Genomic DNA, 16,916 nt, shown 5'->3' with positions numbered 1-16,916 from the left:
ATAGCTTATTTTTTTTTAAAAAATTACCTATTTTCGAGAACTGGAGGTCCGTTAATCACCGATTCAATATCAAAATAAACTTCAATATCTTTACAAATGATTTTATTTAGAATATAGTTGATTAATACAATTTTTTTGTTTATAGGAGTAATAGGATTATTGGTATCTCAATTAGTAGTGTTGTAAATATTGCTGGATATTTGTCTTCTAGAAGTATCCCATTAAAGATGATTTTGATGGTTTTGTATACTTTTTAGTAGAAGATGAGGGTTGTTTTTTTTGATGTTTTTGTTGTCTTGGTTTTTTACTTAGTTTTGGTGTGTTTATTGTTTTTTTGTTGTGTTTTTTGTTGTTTTGTTTTGGCTTGTTGGGAGTTTATTTTGGGGGGTTTGGTTGACTTGTTTTTGAAGTTAGTTTTCTGTGTTTATTTGGATTTTTTTTCCAAAGTTTATTCGTTCTGTTGTTCCTTGTTGTGATATTGCCCATATTACATCGTATTTTGGTTTTTTTAGTTTTTCGTTGCATTTTCCGTCTGTTAGGTAGATTAATGCGTTTATTTGTTTGTTTTTGAGTTTTTCAAGTACTGGGGAGTATTTGGTTCCTCCACCGCCTTTTATGTTTTCGGCGAATTTTTGTATTGTTTTGTTTATGTTTGTTGTTTCTTCTGAGGTGATTTCTCTGTAGTTTTGTATTTTTGCGTCGCAGGCTATTAGGATGATTTTGTAGTTGTCTGTGTAGTTTAGTATTTCTTTAACTTCTGATAGGAATGTTTCTAGTTGGTTTTGGCTTATGCTTCCGCTTGTGTCGATTGCTACTGCTATTTCTAGTTTTTCGTTTCTGGCGGAGGGGTAGTATATGTTGTATTGTAGGAGTCGTCTGTTTGGTCTCATCCAGTTGTAGTCGTCTCTGGCGTGTTGGATTATGTATCTTCTGAGTTGGTGTCTCCAGTTGATTTTGGGTTTTGTGGTTTTTTTGACTTTTCTTTCTATTGTTCCTGGGAGTTGGCCTTCTTTTTCAGCGTGTTTAGCTGCTTCTGTCATTCTTCGTTTCCATTCTTCTTGATTGTTTTTTTGTTGTTTTTTTGTTGTTTTTTCCCATGTTTCATGGCTGTCTATTTTGTTTTCGAGGCTTGCTCCTTTGTATTGGTTGTTTTTTTCTTTTATTTGTTTTTGGTTTGGTTGTTTTTTGTCTTGGTTTTTGTTGTTTTTTTCTTTTATTTGTTTTTTTAGTTCTGCGTATATTTCTTCCGCGCTTTTATCTTTGAAGTTGGCTTTTAATTCGGTTTGTTTTGGTAGTGTGAAGTTGCTTGCGTTTAATAGGTGGTTTACGGCTTGATCGGTTGATGTGTCCCATATTTTTTTGTTTCTGTTGCCTTGTCTCCAGTCATGTCCTAGTGCTGTATGCATTATTACGTGGGCTATCGATGTCTGGAGTTCTTCATTGTTGTATTGAGTGGTATTTTTTGGGTTGTAGTATATGGTTTTGTTTTTTGTTGCTATTGGGCCTTTTATTGTTTTGTTTTCTTTGAATTGGAAGTAGTTTGCTAGGTGTCCGAAAAAGGGGTTGTTTATTAGAAGTTGTATTCTAGCTTTTTCTAGTCTTTTTTTTTGGTCCATTTTTTTGTTCCTTATTTTATATGTTTTCAAGGTCGTTGTAGGCTTTTTTTATTGATTTATATTGTTTTTGGAATTCTTTGGTTAGTTCTTTTTTGTTTTTAAAGTCTTTAGTTCTGTATGTTTTTGGTTTGAATTTGTTTTTTTCTGCGTCACCTATCTCTATTTTTTTGGAGTTTGCGCCTATTTTACAGAAGGGTCTTCCGTATCTGGAGAATACGACTGCTTTGTATCTATTTGTTGTTCTTTTTATTCTGGGTGTTGTTTTGCGGCCTCTTTTTGAGATACTTACCTCAATGTCATCTCCGAGTTCTAGTATTTGTGTTACAATTGTTTTGCCGGATTTTTTGAGTAAGCCGTTTGGTAGGCCTAGTAGGGATAGGATTGTTTCTGGTGTTTCTAGGTTTACTGGTTTTTTTCTTGGTGAGTTGTAGAAATCTATCATCTCTTCGACCTGTCTTTTGATTTTGTTGGTTAGGTCTTGATATTCTTTGTATTTTGCTCCAGCTGTGAGTTTGAGGTATACGGCTTTCTGTTCTTCGTCTTTTGGTATTTCTCCGGTTTCTTGATTTATTTCGTAATATAGTTTTTTTAGGCCGATACCTTTTGGGAAATATTTTTTTGCTTCTTTTTGTTCTGGATATGTTTGGTTTAGTAGTTTCAGTAGGTTTTGTATATAGCTTGAGAAGTCGGGTTCGTCTTTAAGTTGGTAGTACCTGTCGCGCATGCAGGCCCATAATGTGTTTCTCATTGTTATGGATTTCATTCGAAACATCTATTTTGATTTATTTTTATTTTTTTTTAGTGGTTTTTTTGGTTGATTATTTTTTGTGGGTTTGTGTAGATCTCTGTTTGTTTTGGGTTGCTTAGGTTTCCTAGTAGTGTTAGGTTGGTTTTTTCGCCGATTTCTATTGCTAGGGTTGTTAGTGATCTGTGTGACCCGGCTATTGGTATTCCTGCTTTGGCGCATTTTAATGCCATGTCTGAGGACATTCTGCCGGTTGAGACTACGTAGCTTTTGTCTAGGTTTATTTTTTGTTTGACTGCTGCTCCGATTATTTTGTCTATGGAGTTGTGTCTGCCTATGTCGTAGATTATTTGTTGGTATTTTTGGTCATTTGTTTGTATTCCACTGCTGTGGACTCCGGTGTTTTTTCCGGATTCAAGTACGTTTAGCATGAATTTGTTGATTTGTTTTAGGTTGAATTTTGTTTTGTTTTTGATTTTTGGTAGGTTGTTTTCGTCTAGGTAGTTTGTACCTCCTCCACATCCACTTACTATGAGGCCTTTGCTTGGCTGTTCTTTGTATTGTTTTAGTATTGTGTTTATCTCTTTTCCGTCTATGTCTATTGATTGTATCTCTTCTGGGGTTTTTATTATTCCTTCGCTTATAAGGTGTCCGATTGTGAATTCTTCTTTTTTTTCTGGACTTATCATGAATGTCTTGAAGTGTTTTCCATTTATGAATAGTGATACTGGTTCTTCTATTGGAACTTTTTTGGTTTGGGTTTTTTCTTGGATTGAGATATTTTTGTTTTTATACATCTTGTTCCCCGTTTTCTGTTGTTTTTTGTTTCGGTTGGTTGTTTTATCATTTGCTGTCAAAAACCTTAATAATAATTGATTACTAATAACCATTAGGAATTTCTGGCTACTGTTGTAAGGATTTATATATGGTTTTTTTAGGTCAGAACTGTTTTACACCAGCTTTAGGATGTGAATATTATGGAATTAACTCCAACTCAATGTGAAATTCTTAATGCTCTGATAAATCTATATCAGAAAGATAAGTCAGCTGTTAAAGGGGAGAAAGTTGCTTCAGCTATTAATAGGAATCCAGGTACCATTAGAAATCAAATGCAGTCACTTAAGGCATTGGAGTTAATTGAAGGTGTTCCAGGCCCTAAAGGTGGATATAAACCTACTTCTCGTGCATATGCCGCACTTGATTATGAGAGTTTCGATGAAGGTGAGCCTGTTCAGATTTTTCTAGGTGGCGAGCAGATTGAGGGAGCAACAGCAACTGAGATAGATCTAACTACATTACCTCAACCTGATCAATGTAAAGCTACAATCCGTATATTGGGCGATATCAAGTCTTTTGAAGGTGGAGATGAGATTCAGATTGGCCCTACTCCAGTTAATAAAATGTTGATTCGTGGTGAGGTTGCTGGTAGGGATGACCTTGATAACAAACTTATTATTAGGATAAAGGAGATTCATTCTATCCCTATAATTCCAGTTAAACAGATTTCTTCAGATAACCTGATTACTATCGATCATTCAGAATCTATTCAGAGTGCTACTTCAAAGATGTATGAAAACAATATTAAGGGCGCTCCAGTAGTTCAGGGTATGGAGATAGTGGGTATGGTTACTTTAACCGATATAGCCAAAGCTGTGGGTGAAGGTAAGGTTGAAATTGTTGTTGAAGATGTAATGACCAGAGAAATCATATCTATTTCAGGTGACAGCACCCTTGATGACGCTATGATTAAACTTGATGAACATGACATAAGCCGTTTGTTGGTTATTGAAGATGGCGAGCCAACCGGGATAATAACTATGAGAGATATATTAAGGAGATTGGTTCCCTTTAACTTCTCTTAAACACCAGCGCCCTGAAAATCCACTATTAAATAAAAAAATTTAGATCTTAGAAAGGTTGTTTTGTTTGCATTGTCTCTCCTTTGTTTAGAATAGGAGGGCGTGTTGTTATTTTCTTCTTTTCTGTAGTTCTTTTAGTACTTCGTTGAAATCTATGTTTTGAGATTGACATAGTAGTATTGTGTGGAATAGTAGGTCGGCTGCTTCGTGTATGAATTCTTGTTTTTTGTTTTCTTGGTTTAGGTTTTTTGTAGATATTATTAGCTCGGTTGATTCTTCTCCGATTTTTTCTAGTATTTTGTCTTCGTTTTTTAGTAGTTGGTTTACGTAGGAGTCTTTTTTTGGGTTTTCTTTACGGTTTTCGATTACGTCTCTTATTTCTTCTATTATTTCTAGGTTCATTTTAACTCAATGTTTTTAGGGTTTTTTATCTCCATACATTTTTGTGAGTTTAACTAGTGGGTGGGGAGGGAAGTCTATTATATCGATTTGGTCTAAGGTCTTTATTCCACTGCTTTCTGGTATTTTTTCTAAACCGATTTTTTTATCTGTGTTTATCTTTAGTTTGTGTGCTTCGATTTCTTTTATCCCAAGTTTTTTTGACGCAACTGCTCTGTGATGGCCGTCGACCAATATTGTTTTTCTTGGTTTTTCTACAACTATTATCGGCTCTGCAAGACCTTTTCTCATTTCGTACATACGGCCTTTTAGTTCGTCGTTGTGTATCATGCGTTGTGTCGGTATCAATTGGTCTACTTCGACGTATCCCTTCTCCACCTTGACGTTTAATCCATGGATGTCTTCAAGTGTTTTTTTAAGGTTGTATATCTTGTCGGAGTCTGCTCTCTCTATTTGGGACCTTATTACGTCGGTGTTTGAAATTATACCTATCATGCGGCCTGTTTCCCGTACTACTGGTAGTTTTGAAACTCCTTCTCTGAACATTAGTCGAGCTGCATCCTCCAAATCCATCTCTTTGTATGATAGGGTAACGTCTTCCGACATTATTTTATATGCTGGCTCGGTTTTGTCTTTCAATAACAGGTGTTTTGCGCATATATAACCTTTAACTTCACCCCTTTCAACCACTGGAAATCCATCGTGACCTGTTTTATGTATCATTTCAACGATTTCTTTAACTGTGTCTTCAGGTTTGACTATGACAACATCTGTTGTCATGTAGTCCTTTACTTTCGTCTTTTCTTTTTTCGTTTTACTTACGTCTTTAATTTTCTTTGTCATTTTCGATTTCATCATCCAGTAATTTGATTTCTGGTTTTAGGTTGTTATTAGTATATGCTTTCTTGATTTTATTTACTCCCTCTCCCAGATTTTTTGTTTTAAATAAATGGCTTTCACATTTACAGTCACTACAACCAAACTTCTGTACTGATTTATTTGTATCTAATGCTCCAGCTATTTTACACTCGACATCCCGTTCGGTAAAAGAGAATGCATATCCAACTAGATCTGCTTTAGATAGTAGGTAATCTATATGCCATCTTTCCACGTCTCGAATACCAACAGCTATCTCTTGATGTCTTTTGATTCTTTTCAAGCCTCCTGGCCCTAAAGCAGAGCCGATGTAGAGATACACACCATCGAATTGTAATTCACCGATTGCCCCAACAACCTGGGTGGTTTCATTAGCTTTGATGATTAACGTATAAATCCCTTTTTGACTTAAATCCATAGGAATACCTATTTAAATTAAAAATTTTTAATTGCCCGTTAGATGTATGATGTTTTCAGAAAATTTAGGGCTCTATCGATTGCTTCTGGTTTACCTGGACCACCATGTCCGGTGTATATTTTCTCTAAATCGAGTTGTTTTATTCGATTTAATGAATCTATCAGTTGGTTTGTATCTCCAGTTTTTAGGTCACTGCGGCCTGGCCTTCCGTTTGAAAACACGGTGTCTCCAGTGAACAACTTCTTATCTTCTCTATCAAGTAAGCAGATGCTGTCATCGGTATGCCCTGGTGTATGAATCACCTTTAAACCACCGATTTCATCTCCATCTTCTAAAGATATATCCGGTTCGAAAAAATCAAAATCGGCTCCAAATAGACTTGAAGCAGTCTTCTGACCATCCCCTTCCTTAAGGGATTGATATCCATTTTTATGTATCGCTATTTCGGCTCCAGTCAGTTCTCTAAGTTTTTTTGCCCCACCGATATGGTCATAGTGTGAATGTGTAAGAACAATATATTTTAGATCGCTTTCAACATTGGTTTCTTTAAGTAGCCTTAACGCTAGGTTACCATCCAATCCTGTATCGATAAGGACATCAGGTTTGTTATAGTAGATATCTGAAGACGGATTTTTAATGCACAAATCCCTTGAAATCATATTAAGAAAAATAACATCTTTATTCAAAAAACCACCTAAACATAGTTATCCTTAAAGAAAGTTATTTTTTCGATATAGGATAGATTATATTTACAATGTTTTTTAAACTCTAACTGGTGTTTATATTGAGTATGGATATACACTTGGAATATATTTATGAAAATATCGATGTTGATTTAGACATAGAATCGGTAGTTAACGGACCTCCATTCACAAACTGGGTTCAAAATAAACAAACAAAAAATAAAGTGTTAGAAGTAATCTACGAGATAAAAGACGAAGTTTTTTCTTATATAGAGCCTCGTTCAGTTCAAAAAATAATTGAAAAACAAGGTAGTGGCATCGATAAATATTCACCGCCCAAAGGTCTTCTAGAATCAGAGTTTCTTGCTATAGGTGTCGTAACAATCGGAGATAACATCTATAAAAACCCAATTAGACAGGAGGTAGGTTCCGGTCAGGAAAGAATGAATCTAGATCTACTTGTATGTGATGCATTAGAAAACATTGTTTTGGATAAAGCATTACGTGAAGTATGTCTAGAACTAAGGAATAAAGTTAAAGAAAAAGGCCTAAACACAACCCGGGTCATCCCACCAGGAAGTGGTAGAGTAGATTGGGGTATTGAAAACCAAGAGTTTATATTCAACCAAATTGATGCACACAAAATTGGTGTAAAGTTAGAAAATACAAACGCCTTGTCACCGCAGAAAACACTCTCATTCGTACTAGGATTAGGCCAACATATCAACGACATAAAAAACATATTCTCATGCAAAGGATGTCCCAGAACCGAATGTCCATATAGAGCTGAATAACCTCAAACCAACAAATACAACACAACAAACCAAATGGATTTCTACTAAATCTGTTAATTATCTTATGACCCATACTCGGATCTGATATATTTAAAATAACCTAAAAGCAGGGTAAAAACACCTTTTTTTCATACAGAAGCACTGCGGAAACTCACGACTTTAGTCGTGGGTTAGATTACAGAATAGAATTTAGTTAGACCTAAAAACCGAGTGCAGAACTTTTTTTAATAAAAAACTAATGGTTCGTAAACAAGATTTATTGAGTATTTGGGAGAGGTTAACCCCCTCTCCCGGAGTATGGGGCCGAAGGGATTTGAACCCTCGATTTACGGGTCTCTTCAGGCACTGGTCAGTGCTCCAACGGATCGTCATTACCCACCTCGTCAGGTAGGGGTTCGGTCGACCCGTTGTTCATCATACCAAAAACCGCTGGAGCCCGTCGCCCTTCCTGACTAGGCCACGGCCCCTCGGCATATACCCTTGTAGTTACAGTAATTAAATATTTTCGGCGGGGGAGTTATAGATACTCTGTTTTGTTGCTAATGGCTGGATTGTTTTGTTGTTTTTATTCGTTCACACTGAAACCTGTTTTTTTGTGGATAACAATTATCGATGTTGGGTAGAACAATTATGGATTGTAGGTATATGTTCTATCAAGGGAAAGAATAATATGGTTGTTTTTTTGCTGTCAAGTAGGTCTATCTATTGATGTTTAAAAAGTTTCAGGGTTTGGTTGGTAGAACGTTTAGCCTATGGAACTACTGATAACTATGTTTTTTGTTCTGGGATCCATTTTTTATGGGTGGTTGGGGGTTGGAGGTATGTTTTTAGATGAACATTACTCCGTCGTCTATTGTTCCTGATATTACTTTACCGTCGGCAGCGTCTACGGTGTATTGTCCTTTTTCTGTTTTTACGTTCCAGATTGGTCTGTATACTAAGGTTTTTTCTTGGATTTTGATGTTGAATTGGTCTTTTTTGTCGAAATCGCTGTGGAATTTTTTTGTTGTTGAGTATCTGATTCCTCCGTATCTGGCTCTTTTTACCAATTCGTTTTTGATTTGTTCGATTGCTTTTTTTTCGGCTTCTTTAGGGTTGATGTTGGGTTTGAATTTTTTTTCCTCTTCTTTTTGTATTGGTCTTTTGGCTGCTGTGTTTTCTCTGGGTAGGTTTGTCAACTCTCCTGTATCTCCGTCGACGTATATTGTTTTTTCTTGACTGGTTTCTATTTCATCTAGATATTCAGAGTTCTCGACTTTGTATTGGAATTTATAGTAGGGCTCTAGTGTTATGCTTGCTTTTATCGGTTTCACCATCCCGGATTTCCGTAGGGCGTCTTTTTTGTTAATTCGCATATCTAAGCAATATTTAGTTATATCGGTTTTTTTAACACGTTCTTCATCAAGCTGTTTTTCTTGACCAACCTGGTTATTAGTTTTTTGTTTATCTTCGGTTTGTTGTGTTTGTTGTTTTTCTAGCTCTTTTTTTAGTTCCACTGGCTCTACATCTGTCTCCGTTTCTTTGGTTTTTGTTTGTTTTTCTTTTGTTGTTTTTTGTTTTGGTTTTCTTCCGTTATCGGATTTTTTTGGTTTTTGTTGTTTTTTGTTTTGGTTTTTGTTTGTTCTGGTTGATCCTAGTATGTCGAGTATGCTTGATTTTTCGTTTTTTTGTTTTTCTATTGTTTTGGTGTCTATTTTTTGTGCTATTTCTATGTTTTCTGGTGTTTTTAGGTCTAGTTTTCTTTGGAAGTCTAGTTCTGTTAGTACGGCTTTGCCGATTTCTTTTTGTAGTTTGTTTTGGTCCCATAGTGTTATTTTGTTTATTTTTGATAGTTCTAGGGCGCCTTCGGTGAATCCGTTCATGGATATTGCGAGTATTTTGTTTTCTGTTTGTTTTTGTATTTTGTTTAGTTCTTTGTAGTCGATTATGTCTTTTGATATGATGATGTCTGTTTTTTGTTTTTCGTTTTGGTTGAATGTTATTTTGTTGTTTTGTTTTTCGTGTTCGATTTGGTGTATTTCGAGTATGTCGGATAATACTTCATATATTGGTTTTGTTCCACCCATTTTTTTCTCCTACTTTTTTAGTTTTTGATTTGATTGGTTATTAGGTTATCTAGTTTTTTTAGGAATTGTTTTTGTTTTGTTTTGGGTATTGTTGCGCCTGCTGCTATGTTGTGGCCTCCGCCATTTCCGTTTACTGTTTCTGCGGCTTGGGCTATAGCTTCTCCGAGGTTTACGCCTTTGTATATCATTTTTTGGGTTGTTCTTGCGGATATTTTTTTGTCTTCGTTTTTGTCTGCTAGTGCTATGATTGGGAGGTTTCTATTTATTTTGTTTGATCCTAATGCCATGCCGGCGACTATTCCGACTATTGTGTCTTTTATTTTGTTTTCACAGTCGATGTATTGTATGTTTTCTAGTTTTTGTGTGTTTTTTTGTTCGATGTATTTGATGCCGTCTACGAGGTTTTTTCGGTGGTTTTTGAGTAGGTTTTTTGCTTCTTTGTACACTTGGTTTCTTTTTCCGAGGCAGAGTTGTAGTCCTGTTTTGGAGTGGTTGTATCTGGCTGTTGCATTGAGTAGGGTTGAGTATTCGCTTGCGTCGCGTAGTTCGGTTCCAGGTTTTTCTTTTTGTAGTATGTAGACTTCTCCAATAAGCCTGTTTATCATTTTTTCTGATATGCCTTTTTCGAGGGCTTTGTTGATTAGGCTGGAGACTATTGCTTTTTTTTCTTTTTCGTTGAGGTCTATCCATCGTCTCCATTTGCCTTCTTTTTTGAGCGGGATGTTTTGGTTTTTTATTAATTTGATGCAGTTTTCTTCTTTTCCTGTTATGCCTGGGATGTAGGGGTCGCTTGAATATTCGAGTAGTTTGTGTATTGGTCTGGTTTGTTTTCCGAAGAGCCTTATGTCTTTTTTTGTTTTTATTATGTTGTTTTCTTGGGCTTTTTTTAGGATTTCTCTGTTTATGCCGATTAGTTTGCCTGAGGAGTCTTGTATGTCTCCAACGCTTCCTACGATTGCTAGGTCTGCTGTTTCTTGGTTTTCTGGGTTTAGTGTTGTTGCGAGTGTGTGTGTTGTTGAGGCTCCGGAGATCTCGGTTGATCCATTGATTCCATGGTGGTGTGGGTTTAGTTCCCATATTTTTTCGTTTGGTTCGTGTTGTGGTTGGTGGTGGTCGCATATGACTATGTCTGGCTCGATTTTTTTTAGTTGTGGTGTTAGGCTTGAACCTAGGTCTGTGAATAGGATTAGGTCGATTTGGTGTTTTTTTATTTCTTTGATTTTTTTGGGTTCAAGGCTTTTTACGAAATCGATTTTGTGTTTTATTCCTTCTCGGCTTAATGCTTTGGAGGCTATTGCGGCTGATGTTAATCCATCTGCATCTATATGTGATATTATTAGGGCTTTTTCTGCTTTTTTTATTGGTTCTATGCATTTTTCTGCTTGCTTAAGTAGGTTTTTTTGTTCGGTTGACAAGTTTTGACATCTCCTTTTGTAGTTTTTACCAGAGGTCTCCGTTTAAGAGTGATTTGGTTTTGTCGTTTGTTGGTCTCATTACTTTGGAGATATGTACTCTGTATCCATCGTTTAGTTCTTCGATGTCTTTTACTTCGAATTCAACTGCTTGTTTTTCTAGGTGTTTTTTGAATTTTTCTGCGGTTCTTAGTTCTTTTATTTTGATGGAAACTTCCTCTGTGGTTTTTTCGTTGTTGTTTCTTTCTTTTATTGTTTTTTTTATCGATTTAAGTATGCTTTTGCCGAGTCTTTTTGCTCTTTCTTCGAGTTGTTGTTCTTGCTCTCTCCATTCGTATGATTGAAATCCTTCTCTTACAACTCTTGAATGTACAAAATCGCTTCCATAGTCATTGTAATATCTGTATGCGAACTCTAAGTCGCTGCAGTTGCTTTGTGATGTGGTGTATTTTATGGGTGGTTTTTTGTGTTCTGGGTGTTTTATTAGAATTCCTTCTCTTTTTTCTTTAGAGAGTTTCTTTATAATTTCTCTGGCTTTTTTGTGGGCTTGTTCTGGATGGTGTTGACCGAAGTTTGGGACGTTTTTCAACCCATATTTATCGGTTAGTTTTTGTCTTTGTTCTAGTTTAAGAAAATCAGCGGTTTGTTTTTCCATTATGTCGAATATAACGAAGTCGACTGACTCTACGTTGTATATGTTTTTAGGGACGTATGGGTTGTCTGGCCCTATCATCTCGCCGCATAAAACTAGGTTGGGGTTTTCTTTAAAAAAGCTGTAGCCTATTTTTTCTTCTAGTTTGGCTGTTGTGTATGGGCAGATTAATCCGCTTCGGGTTAGGCCTACTATTTTGTTGTTTGTGATTGCGGCTCTTACGTTGTAGCCGTTCATCTTTTCTTCTATTGTTATTTTTTGGAAATCTTTGAAGTGTTTTTTGATTGTTGGTTTTAGTAACATGGCTCTCCGTATTTTGGGAAAGCCATGTATTGTGCTGCCGTCTTTGAATATTGTTGTTCCTCTTTGTATTCCACCCCAGGTTTTGTTGAAGCGGTAGTGGTTTTTTTCTGGGATGATTATTTGTTTTTTTAGGCCTTCTTGGATTTTTTCTCTGTTTATGTTAAGGTTTTTTTCTGTTATTTGGGTAAGGTTATCTTTCATCACCACACCAGTATCTGAGTATGTCTAGGTGGCTAATAACTCCTATAAGTTTTTCTTCGAGTATTACTGCGTTTTTTGTGTTGTTTTCTGTCATTTTTTGTGCTATTTCTTCGATTGTGTTTGTTTTAGTGATTATCAATGGGTTGACTTGCATTATGTCTTTTACCAGTAGGTTTCTTATTCTGTAGTCTTGTTTGTTGTCTGGAACTAGCTTTCGAAAGTTTCTGAGTCCTATTGCTATTTCTCGGGGTGTTAGTAGTCCTGCTATGCCTCCTGCATCGATTACTGGTAGGCAGTTGTAGTTGTTGTCTATTATTTTACGTCTTGCGTGTACTACTCGGTCGTCGGGTTTTAGGGTTTCGGTTTCTTGGGATGTTAGGTTTGTTTGGTTTATTGGTGTTTGGTCGTCTATGTATTTTAGGAGGTCTTGTGATCTGATTATGCCTGTGATTTTGTTGTCGTTTATTACGGATAGTGTGTGTAGTTTTGTTTTCGTGAATGCACAGTAGGTTTGTTTTATTTTGTCGTTTTCTTTTGCTGTTGCGCTTGTTTTTTGGTATGCTGATGAGACTTTGAGGTTTGTAGCTGGTTTTTCTGATTTGCTTCCTGATCCTAGTTCTCTTGCAATGTCTTGGTATGTGAGTGAGCCATGGTATACACCGCTGTTGGTTACTGGTATTTGATGTAGGTCGTGTTTATCCATCTTGTCCATGGCTACCGATAGGGGTTGGTTTTTGTCTATGTAGACCGGTTTCTGCATTATGTCTTTATTTTTTTTGTTCATTTTTGACCTCCTATGTCGGCGATTATATCTGTTTTTGTTATGATTCCTTTTAGTTCGTCGTTTTCCACCACTGGTATTCCGCTTATTCCGTTTTCAGACATTATTTTAGCTGCTTTACTTGCTTTTTGTTCTGGGGTGATTGTTATTAGTGGGCTTGACATTACGTCTTCAGCTACCCACATGTCTTTCAGGATTGATCTTAATCTTTTATCTCCACCTTTTGTTGCTTTTCTCGCCATTTTTAGGTCTTTTCCAGCTAGACCTTCATCTCTAGGGTTGTTTTGGTTTGCGAAGGTGAGGTCGCTGATGGTTACTATTCCTGTGGGTTTTTTGTTTTCTTCTACTACTACGAGTCTTTTAACTCCCTCTGTTTCCATTACTTCTGCGGCTCTATTGAGGGTGTGGTGTCGGTGTATTGTTAGTATGTCAGAGGTGTATATTTTAGATACTATGGTATTGGAATCTGAATTGCTGTAGTGGTCTATAAGGTCTTTTTTTGTTATTATTCCGATTAATTCACCGTTTTCTGTTATTCCGCTGGTTCCATCTTCGATAACTGGGATTCCACTGATATCGTTTTCAAGCATTATTTCTGCGGTTTCTTCGATTGATTTGTTAGGTGTTATGGTGATCAAATCGGGGGTCATGAAGTTTTTGACTTGTATTTGGTCTATAGGGCGTCTCCGCCATTTAGGTTCGTCTTGTCTCAATCCACGACTGATATCGGTTTTTGTTAGCATTCCTGTAGTTTTATCGTCTTCGTTTACTACTACTAGCCGGCTGACTCCTTTTTTTATCATTATGTTTCTGGCGTGTGATAAAGGGTCTTCAGGCCTAACTGCTTGGACTGGAGCTGAAACCAGGTCTATTAACTTCATTCTTGAACCTCAATGATTGACCTTACTAAGTCGTGTTCGGTTACAATTCCTTTTAGACTGCTGTTGTCAAGTATTGGGATGCTGCCGATGTTTTCTTGGCTCATAGTTTTGGCTATGTCTGTTAATGCGTCGTTACTGTTTCCAGTTTCGATGTCGGACACCATTATCTCTGTCACAGGTACTTCCAGAACCTCTTTTATGTCTCCGGTTACAAGTTTTTCGAAAACTCCACCATTACCTAGATATCTCAGCACGTCGGTTGCAGTTACGATTCCAACTAATATTCCATCTTCTATTATTGGAACTCTTCGGAATCCTTCATCAACCATTGTGGTTGTTAGGTCGATTATTGAGCTGTCTGGGGAGATTGTTATCACGTTTTCAGACATTATGTCCTTTACTTTCATTCCGGTTACGATGTCTACTTTGGAGATAAGTGATACGATATCTCTTTCAGTTATTATGCCTTTAACTCGGCCTTCGCTGTCAACGATTGGTATCCCACCGATACCGCTTTCCATCATTTTTTTGACAGCTTCTTTTAGATTACCTTTTTCACTTACCGAGATCACTTCGTTCACCATTATCTCGCTGACGCTTTCGTTTATTGCTGAGAGGAAATTTCCATAATGCCCGTTTTTAATCAGTTTAAAGCTTTCACCACCACCCATGAACCGAACTATGTCCATGCTGGTTAGTATTCCCTCTAGTTTACTGTTTCCAGGATTTGTTACGGGCAGCCTCCTAAAACCATAGTTGGTCATGGTTTTTGCTGCACCAATGATGGTGATCGTTCTTGGTATCGTCACAACATCTTTACCAGCTATCCTCACGATCTCGCTTTTTTGGTCTGGGAGTCTGGTTTTAAATTCAACCGGCCCTCTATCCATCGATCTTTTTACAAACCTATCGTCATGTCTTTCGTTCCTATTCACATTTCTCCTTATTTTAATCACCCCAGATAGGGTTTAAGTACATCGTATCTATCTACTATGCCAACTACAGTGTCATCTTTGACAACGGGGAGTCTACCGATGTTTTTGTTTTTCATTTTCTCGAAAGCTTTTTTTACCTGTGTTTCAGGTGAAACGGTTGTCACTGGTGTGGACATCAACCTTGTTATTTTGGTTTTATCTGTTGAACCTCCACTTGTTTTCCCACCCCTACTGAATCTAGCGTGTCCTGCCTGAATGACGTCTCCTTTAGTGATTATACCGATTAATCTATCGTTTTTTAAGACAGGGAAACCTGAAAGCCCTGTGTTTAGCATTCTACGCCAACAACTAGAGACCTGTTCGTTATGTTCAGCGGTCTCTACTTTAGGGTTCATTATGTCCACTACCTTTTTTTCTGGATTCAATTGTTTGTTTGAAATTGAGTTGAACAAGTCATGTATATTGACAACTCCCACCAAAACCCGGTTGGACCTTGTTTTGGTTATTGGAATTGAGTCTATATTGTACTCAAGAATCAGCTTCCCTGCGTCTTCAATGGTGTTTTCAGGGGTCAGTAAATCGATGTTCTTTGTGAAACCTTTAACAGTTACGTTTGATTTGTTTGAAGTTACCTTCAGAACTCCATCTCGTGTTAATACACCAGATACGTTATCATTGTCATCGATTACAGGTAATGCTCTTAGTTGGTTGTCTCTAAGAACCTGTCTTGCTTTCGTTATAAAATCGCTCTCCTTAACATATAATGGAGAGTTTTCCATAACTTTTTTAACTTTCATTATATTCTATAGCCTCCGGCTTCAACTTCTTCCCGACATTGTTCACAAAACAATTCGCCCTCCACTAAATCGAGTTCTGTTGAGAAAGTATTACAACTATTACATATACCAGTTGTATCCCACTCTCTGTTATCAGGGAGTGTTTTATTGGAACCATAAATCTCAGCTGCTTCAGTCAATATCTCAACTATCTCAGGTGAAATAGACATAATGTCATTACTTGTGATGATTCCAACCAGTTCCTTACCGCTGGTTACAGGTAGTCTCTCAATCTTAAGTTTACGCATTTTCTTAATAGCTGTGTTAATCTCTTCTTCTTTCTCTATTGTAACTAAAGGGCGAGTCATAACATCTTTAACAAGTAGTTTATCGGGAGAATAGCCTTTGGCTAAAACTTTATGTACAAGGTCTTTCTCTGTAATAATCCCTACTGGTGTCCCTTCTTCAATGGCAATCACGCTACCTATGCCTTCATCCGCCATCTTCCTACTAGCAGTTTGGACATCATCATCAACCTCAACGGTGACAACATCCAGGGTCATTACCTCTTTAACCGGGATCTTCGTTTCCATTACCGACACCAATCAAATGAATATATCTCGGTTAAATCAATTATAGTTTTCCTTTAATTAATGAACCAAAAAACTCTAACTCGCTAAAGAGACAAAACACCAAGTTAAATAAACAGATAACCCTAAAAAAACGGCAATTACATAGGTAACATTAAAAACGATTAAATAGTTACAGAAATTACTATTCTAACTAGAACTATCCAATATATGTTGTATAGAAAAATACTATGTAAGATTGAACAAATACTATAAAAAAGATAGAGAGATAGTTGAGGGTCGAGGAAATGGGATTATTAGATTGGTTTTACAAAAGAAGTCTAGCTAGATATTTAAAGAAACTGTTCAACAAAGATAACGCTAAAATAGGTCTCTATGGCCCCCCTAATGCAGGGAAAACTACATTGGCGAACAAAATAGTTAGGGATTGGTCTGGAGACGTACTTGGACCGGTTTCCGAAATACCACACGAAACTAGAAAAGCAAGGTTGGAGAAAGGAATTGAGATCAAGTCGGATGGCGCTACCCTTAATCTGGATATACTGGATACGCCTGGAATAGCTACAAAAATTGATTTCGAGGACTTCATACAGGAGTTTGAGTTAGGTGAAGGAGAAGCTAAACGAAGGGCTAAAGAAGCTACTAAAGGTGTGATAGATGCTATTAACTGGCTTGATGACGTTGATGCAATAATGTTGATAATGGATTCAACCCGTGACCCTTATAACCAGGTTAACGTTACAATGATTGGCAACATGGAGGCAAGGAAGATTCCATTTATAATTGTTGCCAACAAAATCGATGAAGAAAACTCTGATCCAGAAAAAATTGCAGACGCCTTCCCTAACCATCCAGTGGTCCCGATATCTGCTTTGGAAGGAGAAAACGTCAACAAACTGTATGATACAATGATTAAACATTTTGGGTGA

The 16,916-nt window shown here is 36.8% G+C and carries 18 protein-coding genes and 1 tRNA gene; 3 read left to right on the top strand and 16 right to left on the bottom strand.

Features of this window, described 5'->3' with window-relative positions:
• Positions 1 to 410: 410 nt before the first annotated feature.
• The 3 genes from AMET1_RS01785 to fdhD are packed head-to-tail and all read right to left on the bottom strand — an operon-like array spanning position 411 to position 3,158.
• Positions 411 to 1,616 (bottom strand): vWA domain-containing protein, encoded by a 1,206-nt coding sequence (locus AMET1_RS01785; protein ID WP_143406801.1) that lies wholly within the window; start codon positions 1,614 to 1,616, stop codon positions 411 to 413.
• A 16-nt stretch (positions 1,617 to 1,632) separates the two neighbouring features.
• Positions 1,633 to 2,379: a hypothetical protein gene (locus AMET1_RS01780; RefSeq protein ID WP_086636776.1), complete on the bottom strand. Its 747-nt coding sequence runs from the start codon at positions 2,377 to 2,379 to the stop codon at positions 1,633 to 1,635.
• A gap of 35 nt (positions 2,380 to 2,414) precedes the next feature.
• Entirely contained in the window at positions 2,415 to 3,158 is a 744-nt protein-coding gene (gene fdhD / locus AMET1_RS01775) for a formate dehydrogenase accessory sulfurtransferase FdhD (protein WP_161490715.1), read from the bottom strand.
• 180 nt (positions 3,159 to 3,338) lie between these two features.
• On the opposite strand from fdhD, the gene AMET1_RS01770 reads away from it, so the two are divergent.
• Complete coding sequence (locus tag AMET1_RS01770) at positions 3,339 to 4,223, top strand: CBS domain-containing protein (protein ID WP_086636774.1); 885 nt, start codon at positions 3,339 to 3,341, stop codon at positions 4,221 to 4,223.
• A gap of 105 nt (positions 4,224 to 4,328) precedes the next feature.
• Here AMET1_RS01770 and hisE read toward each other — a convergent pair whose 3' ends face one another.
• Genes hisE through AMET1_RS01750 form a run of 4 tightly spaced genes read right to left on the bottom strand, consistent with a single transcriptional unit; the run spans position 4,329 to position 6,599 of the window.
• Entirely contained in the window at positions 4,329 to 4,622 is a 294-nt protein-coding gene (gene hisE, locus AMET1_RS01765; protein WP_086636773.1) for a phosphoribosyl-ATP diphosphatase, read from the bottom strand.
• A 15-nt stretch (positions 4,623 to 4,637) separates the two neighbouring features.
• Positions 4,638 to 5,462, bottom strand: coding sequence for a CBS domain-containing protein (locus AMET1_RS01760; RefSeq protein ID WP_086636772.1), 825 nt, complete (start codon positions 5,460 to 5,462; stop codon positions 4,638 to 4,640).
• Positions 5,446 to 5,913 (bottom strand): GIY-YIG nuclease family protein, encoded by a 468-nt coding sequence (locus AMET1_RS01755; protein WP_086636771.1) that lies wholly within the window; start codon positions 5,911 to 5,913, stop codon positions 5,446 to 5,448. The genes AMET1_RS01760 and AMET1_RS01755 overlap by 17 nt, the downstream gene beginning before the upstream one ends.
• Before the next feature lie 38 nt (positions 5,914 to 5,951).
• Positions 5,952 to 6,599 (bottom strand): MBL fold metallo-hydrolase, encoded by a 648-nt coding sequence (locus AMET1_RS01750; RefSeq protein ID WP_086636770.1) that lies wholly within the window; start codon positions 6,597 to 6,599, stop codon positions 5,952 to 5,954.
• 104 nt (positions 6,600 to 6,703) lie between these two features.
• On the opposite strand from AMET1_RS01750, the gene AMET1_RS01745 reads away from it, so the two are divergent.
• A complete protein-coding gene (locus AMET1_RS01745; RefSeq protein ID WP_143406800.1) occupies positions 6,704 to 7,390 on the top strand; it encodes a hypothetical protein in 687 nt (228 codons plus the stop codon).
• 298 nt (positions 7,391 to 7,688) lie between these two features.
• Here the strand turns inward: AMET1_RS01745 and AMET1_RS07820 are convergent.
• From AMET1_RS07820 to AMET1_RS01705, 9 genes are all read right to left on the bottom strand, one after another.
• A tRNA-Trp gene (locus tag AMET1_RS07820) sits at positions 7,689 to 7,857 on the bottom strand.
• A 360-nt stretch (positions 7,858 to 8,217) separates the two neighbouring features.
• Positions 8,218 to 9,456, bottom strand: a complete 1,239-nt coding sequence (locus AMET1_RS01740; protein ID WP_086636768.1) for a hypothetical protein — start codon at positions 9,454 to 9,456, stop codon at positions 8,218 to 8,220.
• Positions 9,457 to 9,473: 17 nt separating this feature from the next.
• A complete protein-coding gene (locus AMET1_RS01735; RefSeq protein WP_086636767.1) occupies positions 9,474 to 10,871 on the bottom strand; it encodes a single-stranded-DNA-specific exonuclease RecJ in 1,398 nt (465 codons plus the stop codon).
• Between the two features lie 25 nt (positions 10,872 to 10,896).
• Positions 10,897 to 12,024, bottom strand: coding sequence for an RNA ligase (locus AMET1_RS01730; protein ID WP_086636766.1), 1,128 nt, complete (start codon positions 12,022 to 12,024; stop codon positions 10,897 to 10,899).
• The gene (locus AMET1_RS01725; protein WP_086636765.1) at positions 12,014 to 12,808 is read right to left on the bottom strand and encodes a CBS domain-containing protein; all 795 of its coding nucleotides are present in this window, start codon (positions 12,806 to 12,808) and stop codon (positions 12,014 to 12,016) included. Before AMET1_RS01725 ends, AMET1_RS01730 begins: the two co-directional genes overlap by 11 nt.
• Positions 12,805 to 13,686, bottom strand: coding sequence for a CBS domain-containing protein (locus tag AMET1_RS01720; RefSeq protein ID WP_086636764.1), 882 nt, complete (start codon positions 13,684 to 13,686; stop codon positions 12,805 to 12,807). Before AMET1_RS01720 ends, AMET1_RS01725 begins: the two co-directional genes overlap by 4 nt.
• Entirely contained in the window at positions 13,683 to 14,642 is a 960-nt protein-coding gene (locus tag AMET1_RS01715; RefSeq protein ID WP_143406799.1) for a CBS domain-containing protein, read from the bottom strand. Before AMET1_RS01715 ends, AMET1_RS01720 begins: the two co-directional genes overlap by 4 nt.
• Entirely contained in the window at positions 14,639 to 15,418 is a 780-nt protein-coding gene (locus AMET1_RS01710) for a CBS domain-containing protein (RefSeq protein ID WP_086636762.1), read from the bottom strand. The genes AMET1_RS01715 and AMET1_RS01710 overlap by 4 nt, the downstream gene beginning before the upstream one ends.
• The gene (locus AMET1_RS01705) at positions 15,418 to 15,990 is read right to left on the bottom strand and encodes a CBS domain-containing protein (protein WP_086636761.1); all 573 of its coding nucleotides are present in this window, start codon (positions 15,988 to 15,990) and stop codon (positions 15,418 to 15,420) included. The genes AMET1_RS01710 and AMET1_RS01705 overlap by 1 nt, the downstream gene beginning before the upstream one ends.
• A 284-nt stretch (positions 15,991 to 16,274) precedes the next feature.
• Here AMET1_RS01705 and AMET1_RS01700 point away from each other — a divergent pair, with 284 nt between their 5' ends.
• Positions 16,275 to 16,916 carry an Era-like GTP-binding protein gene (locus AMET1_RS01700; RefSeq protein ID WP_086637359.1) on the top strand — a complete coding sequence of 214 codons (642 nt, stop codon included), beginning with the start codon at positions 16,275 to 16,277 and terminating at the stop codon, positions 16,914 to 16,916.

Source organism: Methanonatronarchaeum thermophilum, assembly GCF_002153915.1.
In the GTDB taxonomy this organism is placed as follows: Archaea; Halobacteriota; Methanonatronarchaeia; order Methanonatronarchaeales; family Methanonatronarchaeaceae; genus Methanonatronarchaeum; species Methanonatronarchaeum thermophilum.
The sequence above is the reverse complement of the archived record's forward strand: the minus strand, read 5'-3'. Positions and strand labels throughout refer to the sequence as shown.

What these genes read in the sequence shown, in the direction of transcription:
- AMET1_RS01710 (WP_086636762.1), bottom strand. Translation starts at nt 15,418, where the DNA reads ATGAAAGTTAAAAAAGTTATGGAAAACTCTCCATTATATGTTAAGGAG.
- AMET1_RS01770 (WP_086636774.1), top strand. Translation starts at nt 3,339, where the DNA reads ATGGAATTAACTCCAACTCAATGTGAAATTCTTAATGCTCTGATAAAT.
- hisE (WP_086636773.1), bottom strand. Translation starts at nt 4,622, where the DNA reads ATGAACCTAGAAATAATAGAAGAAATAAGAGACGTAATCGAAAACCGT.
- AMET1_RS01755 (WP_086636771.1), bottom strand. Translation starts at nt 5,913, where the DNA reads ATGGATTTAAGTCAAAAAGGGATTTATACGTTAATCATCAAAGCTAAT.
- AMET1_RS01730 (WP_086636766.1), bottom strand. Translation starts at nt 12,024, where the DNA reads ATGAAAGATAACCTTACCCAAATAACAGAAAAAAACCTTAACATAAAC.
- AMET1_RS01720 (WP_086636764.1), bottom strand. Translation starts at nt 13,686, where the DNA reads ATGAAGTTAATAGACCTGGTTTCAGCTCCAGTCCAAGCAGTTAGGCCT.
- AMET1_RS01705 (WP_086636761.1), bottom strand. Translation starts at nt 15,990, where the DNA reads ATGGAAACGAAGATCCCGGTTAAAGAGGTAATGACCCTGGATGTTGTC.
- AMET1_RS01760 (WP_086636772.1), bottom strand. Translation starts at nt 5,462, where the DNA reads ATGACAAAGAAAATTAAAGACGTAAGTAAAACGAAAAAAGAAAAGACG.
- AMET1_RS01785 (WP_143406801.1), bottom strand. Translation starts at nt 1,616, where the DNA reads ATGGACCAAAAAAAAAGACTAGAAAAAGCTAGAATACAACTTCTAATA.
- AMET1_RS01725 (WP_086636765.1), bottom strand. Translation starts at nt 12,808, where the DNA reads ATGAACAAAAAAAATAAAGACATAATGCAGAAACCGGTCTACATAGAC.
- AMET1_RS01745 (WP_143406800.1), top strand. Translation starts at nt 6,704, where the DNA reads ATGGATATACACTTGGAATATATTTATGAAAATATCGATGTTGATTTA.
- fdhD (WP_161490715.1), bottom strand. Translation starts at nt 3,158, where the DNA reads ATGTATAAAAACAAAAATATCTCAATCCAAGAAAAAACCCAAACCAAA.
- AMET1_RS01740 (WP_086636768.1), bottom strand. Translation starts at nt 9,456, where the DNA reads ATGGGTGGAACAAAACCAATATATGAAGTATTATCCGACATACTCGAA.
- AMET1_RS01780 (WP_086636776.1), bottom strand. Translation starts at nt 2,379, where the DNA reads ATGAAATCCATAACAATGAGAAACACATTATGGGCCTGCATGCGCGAC.
- AMET1_RS01700 (WP_086637359.1), top strand. Translation starts at nt 16,275, where the DNA reads ATGGGATTATTAGATTGGTTTTACAAAAGAAGTCTAGCTAGATATTTA.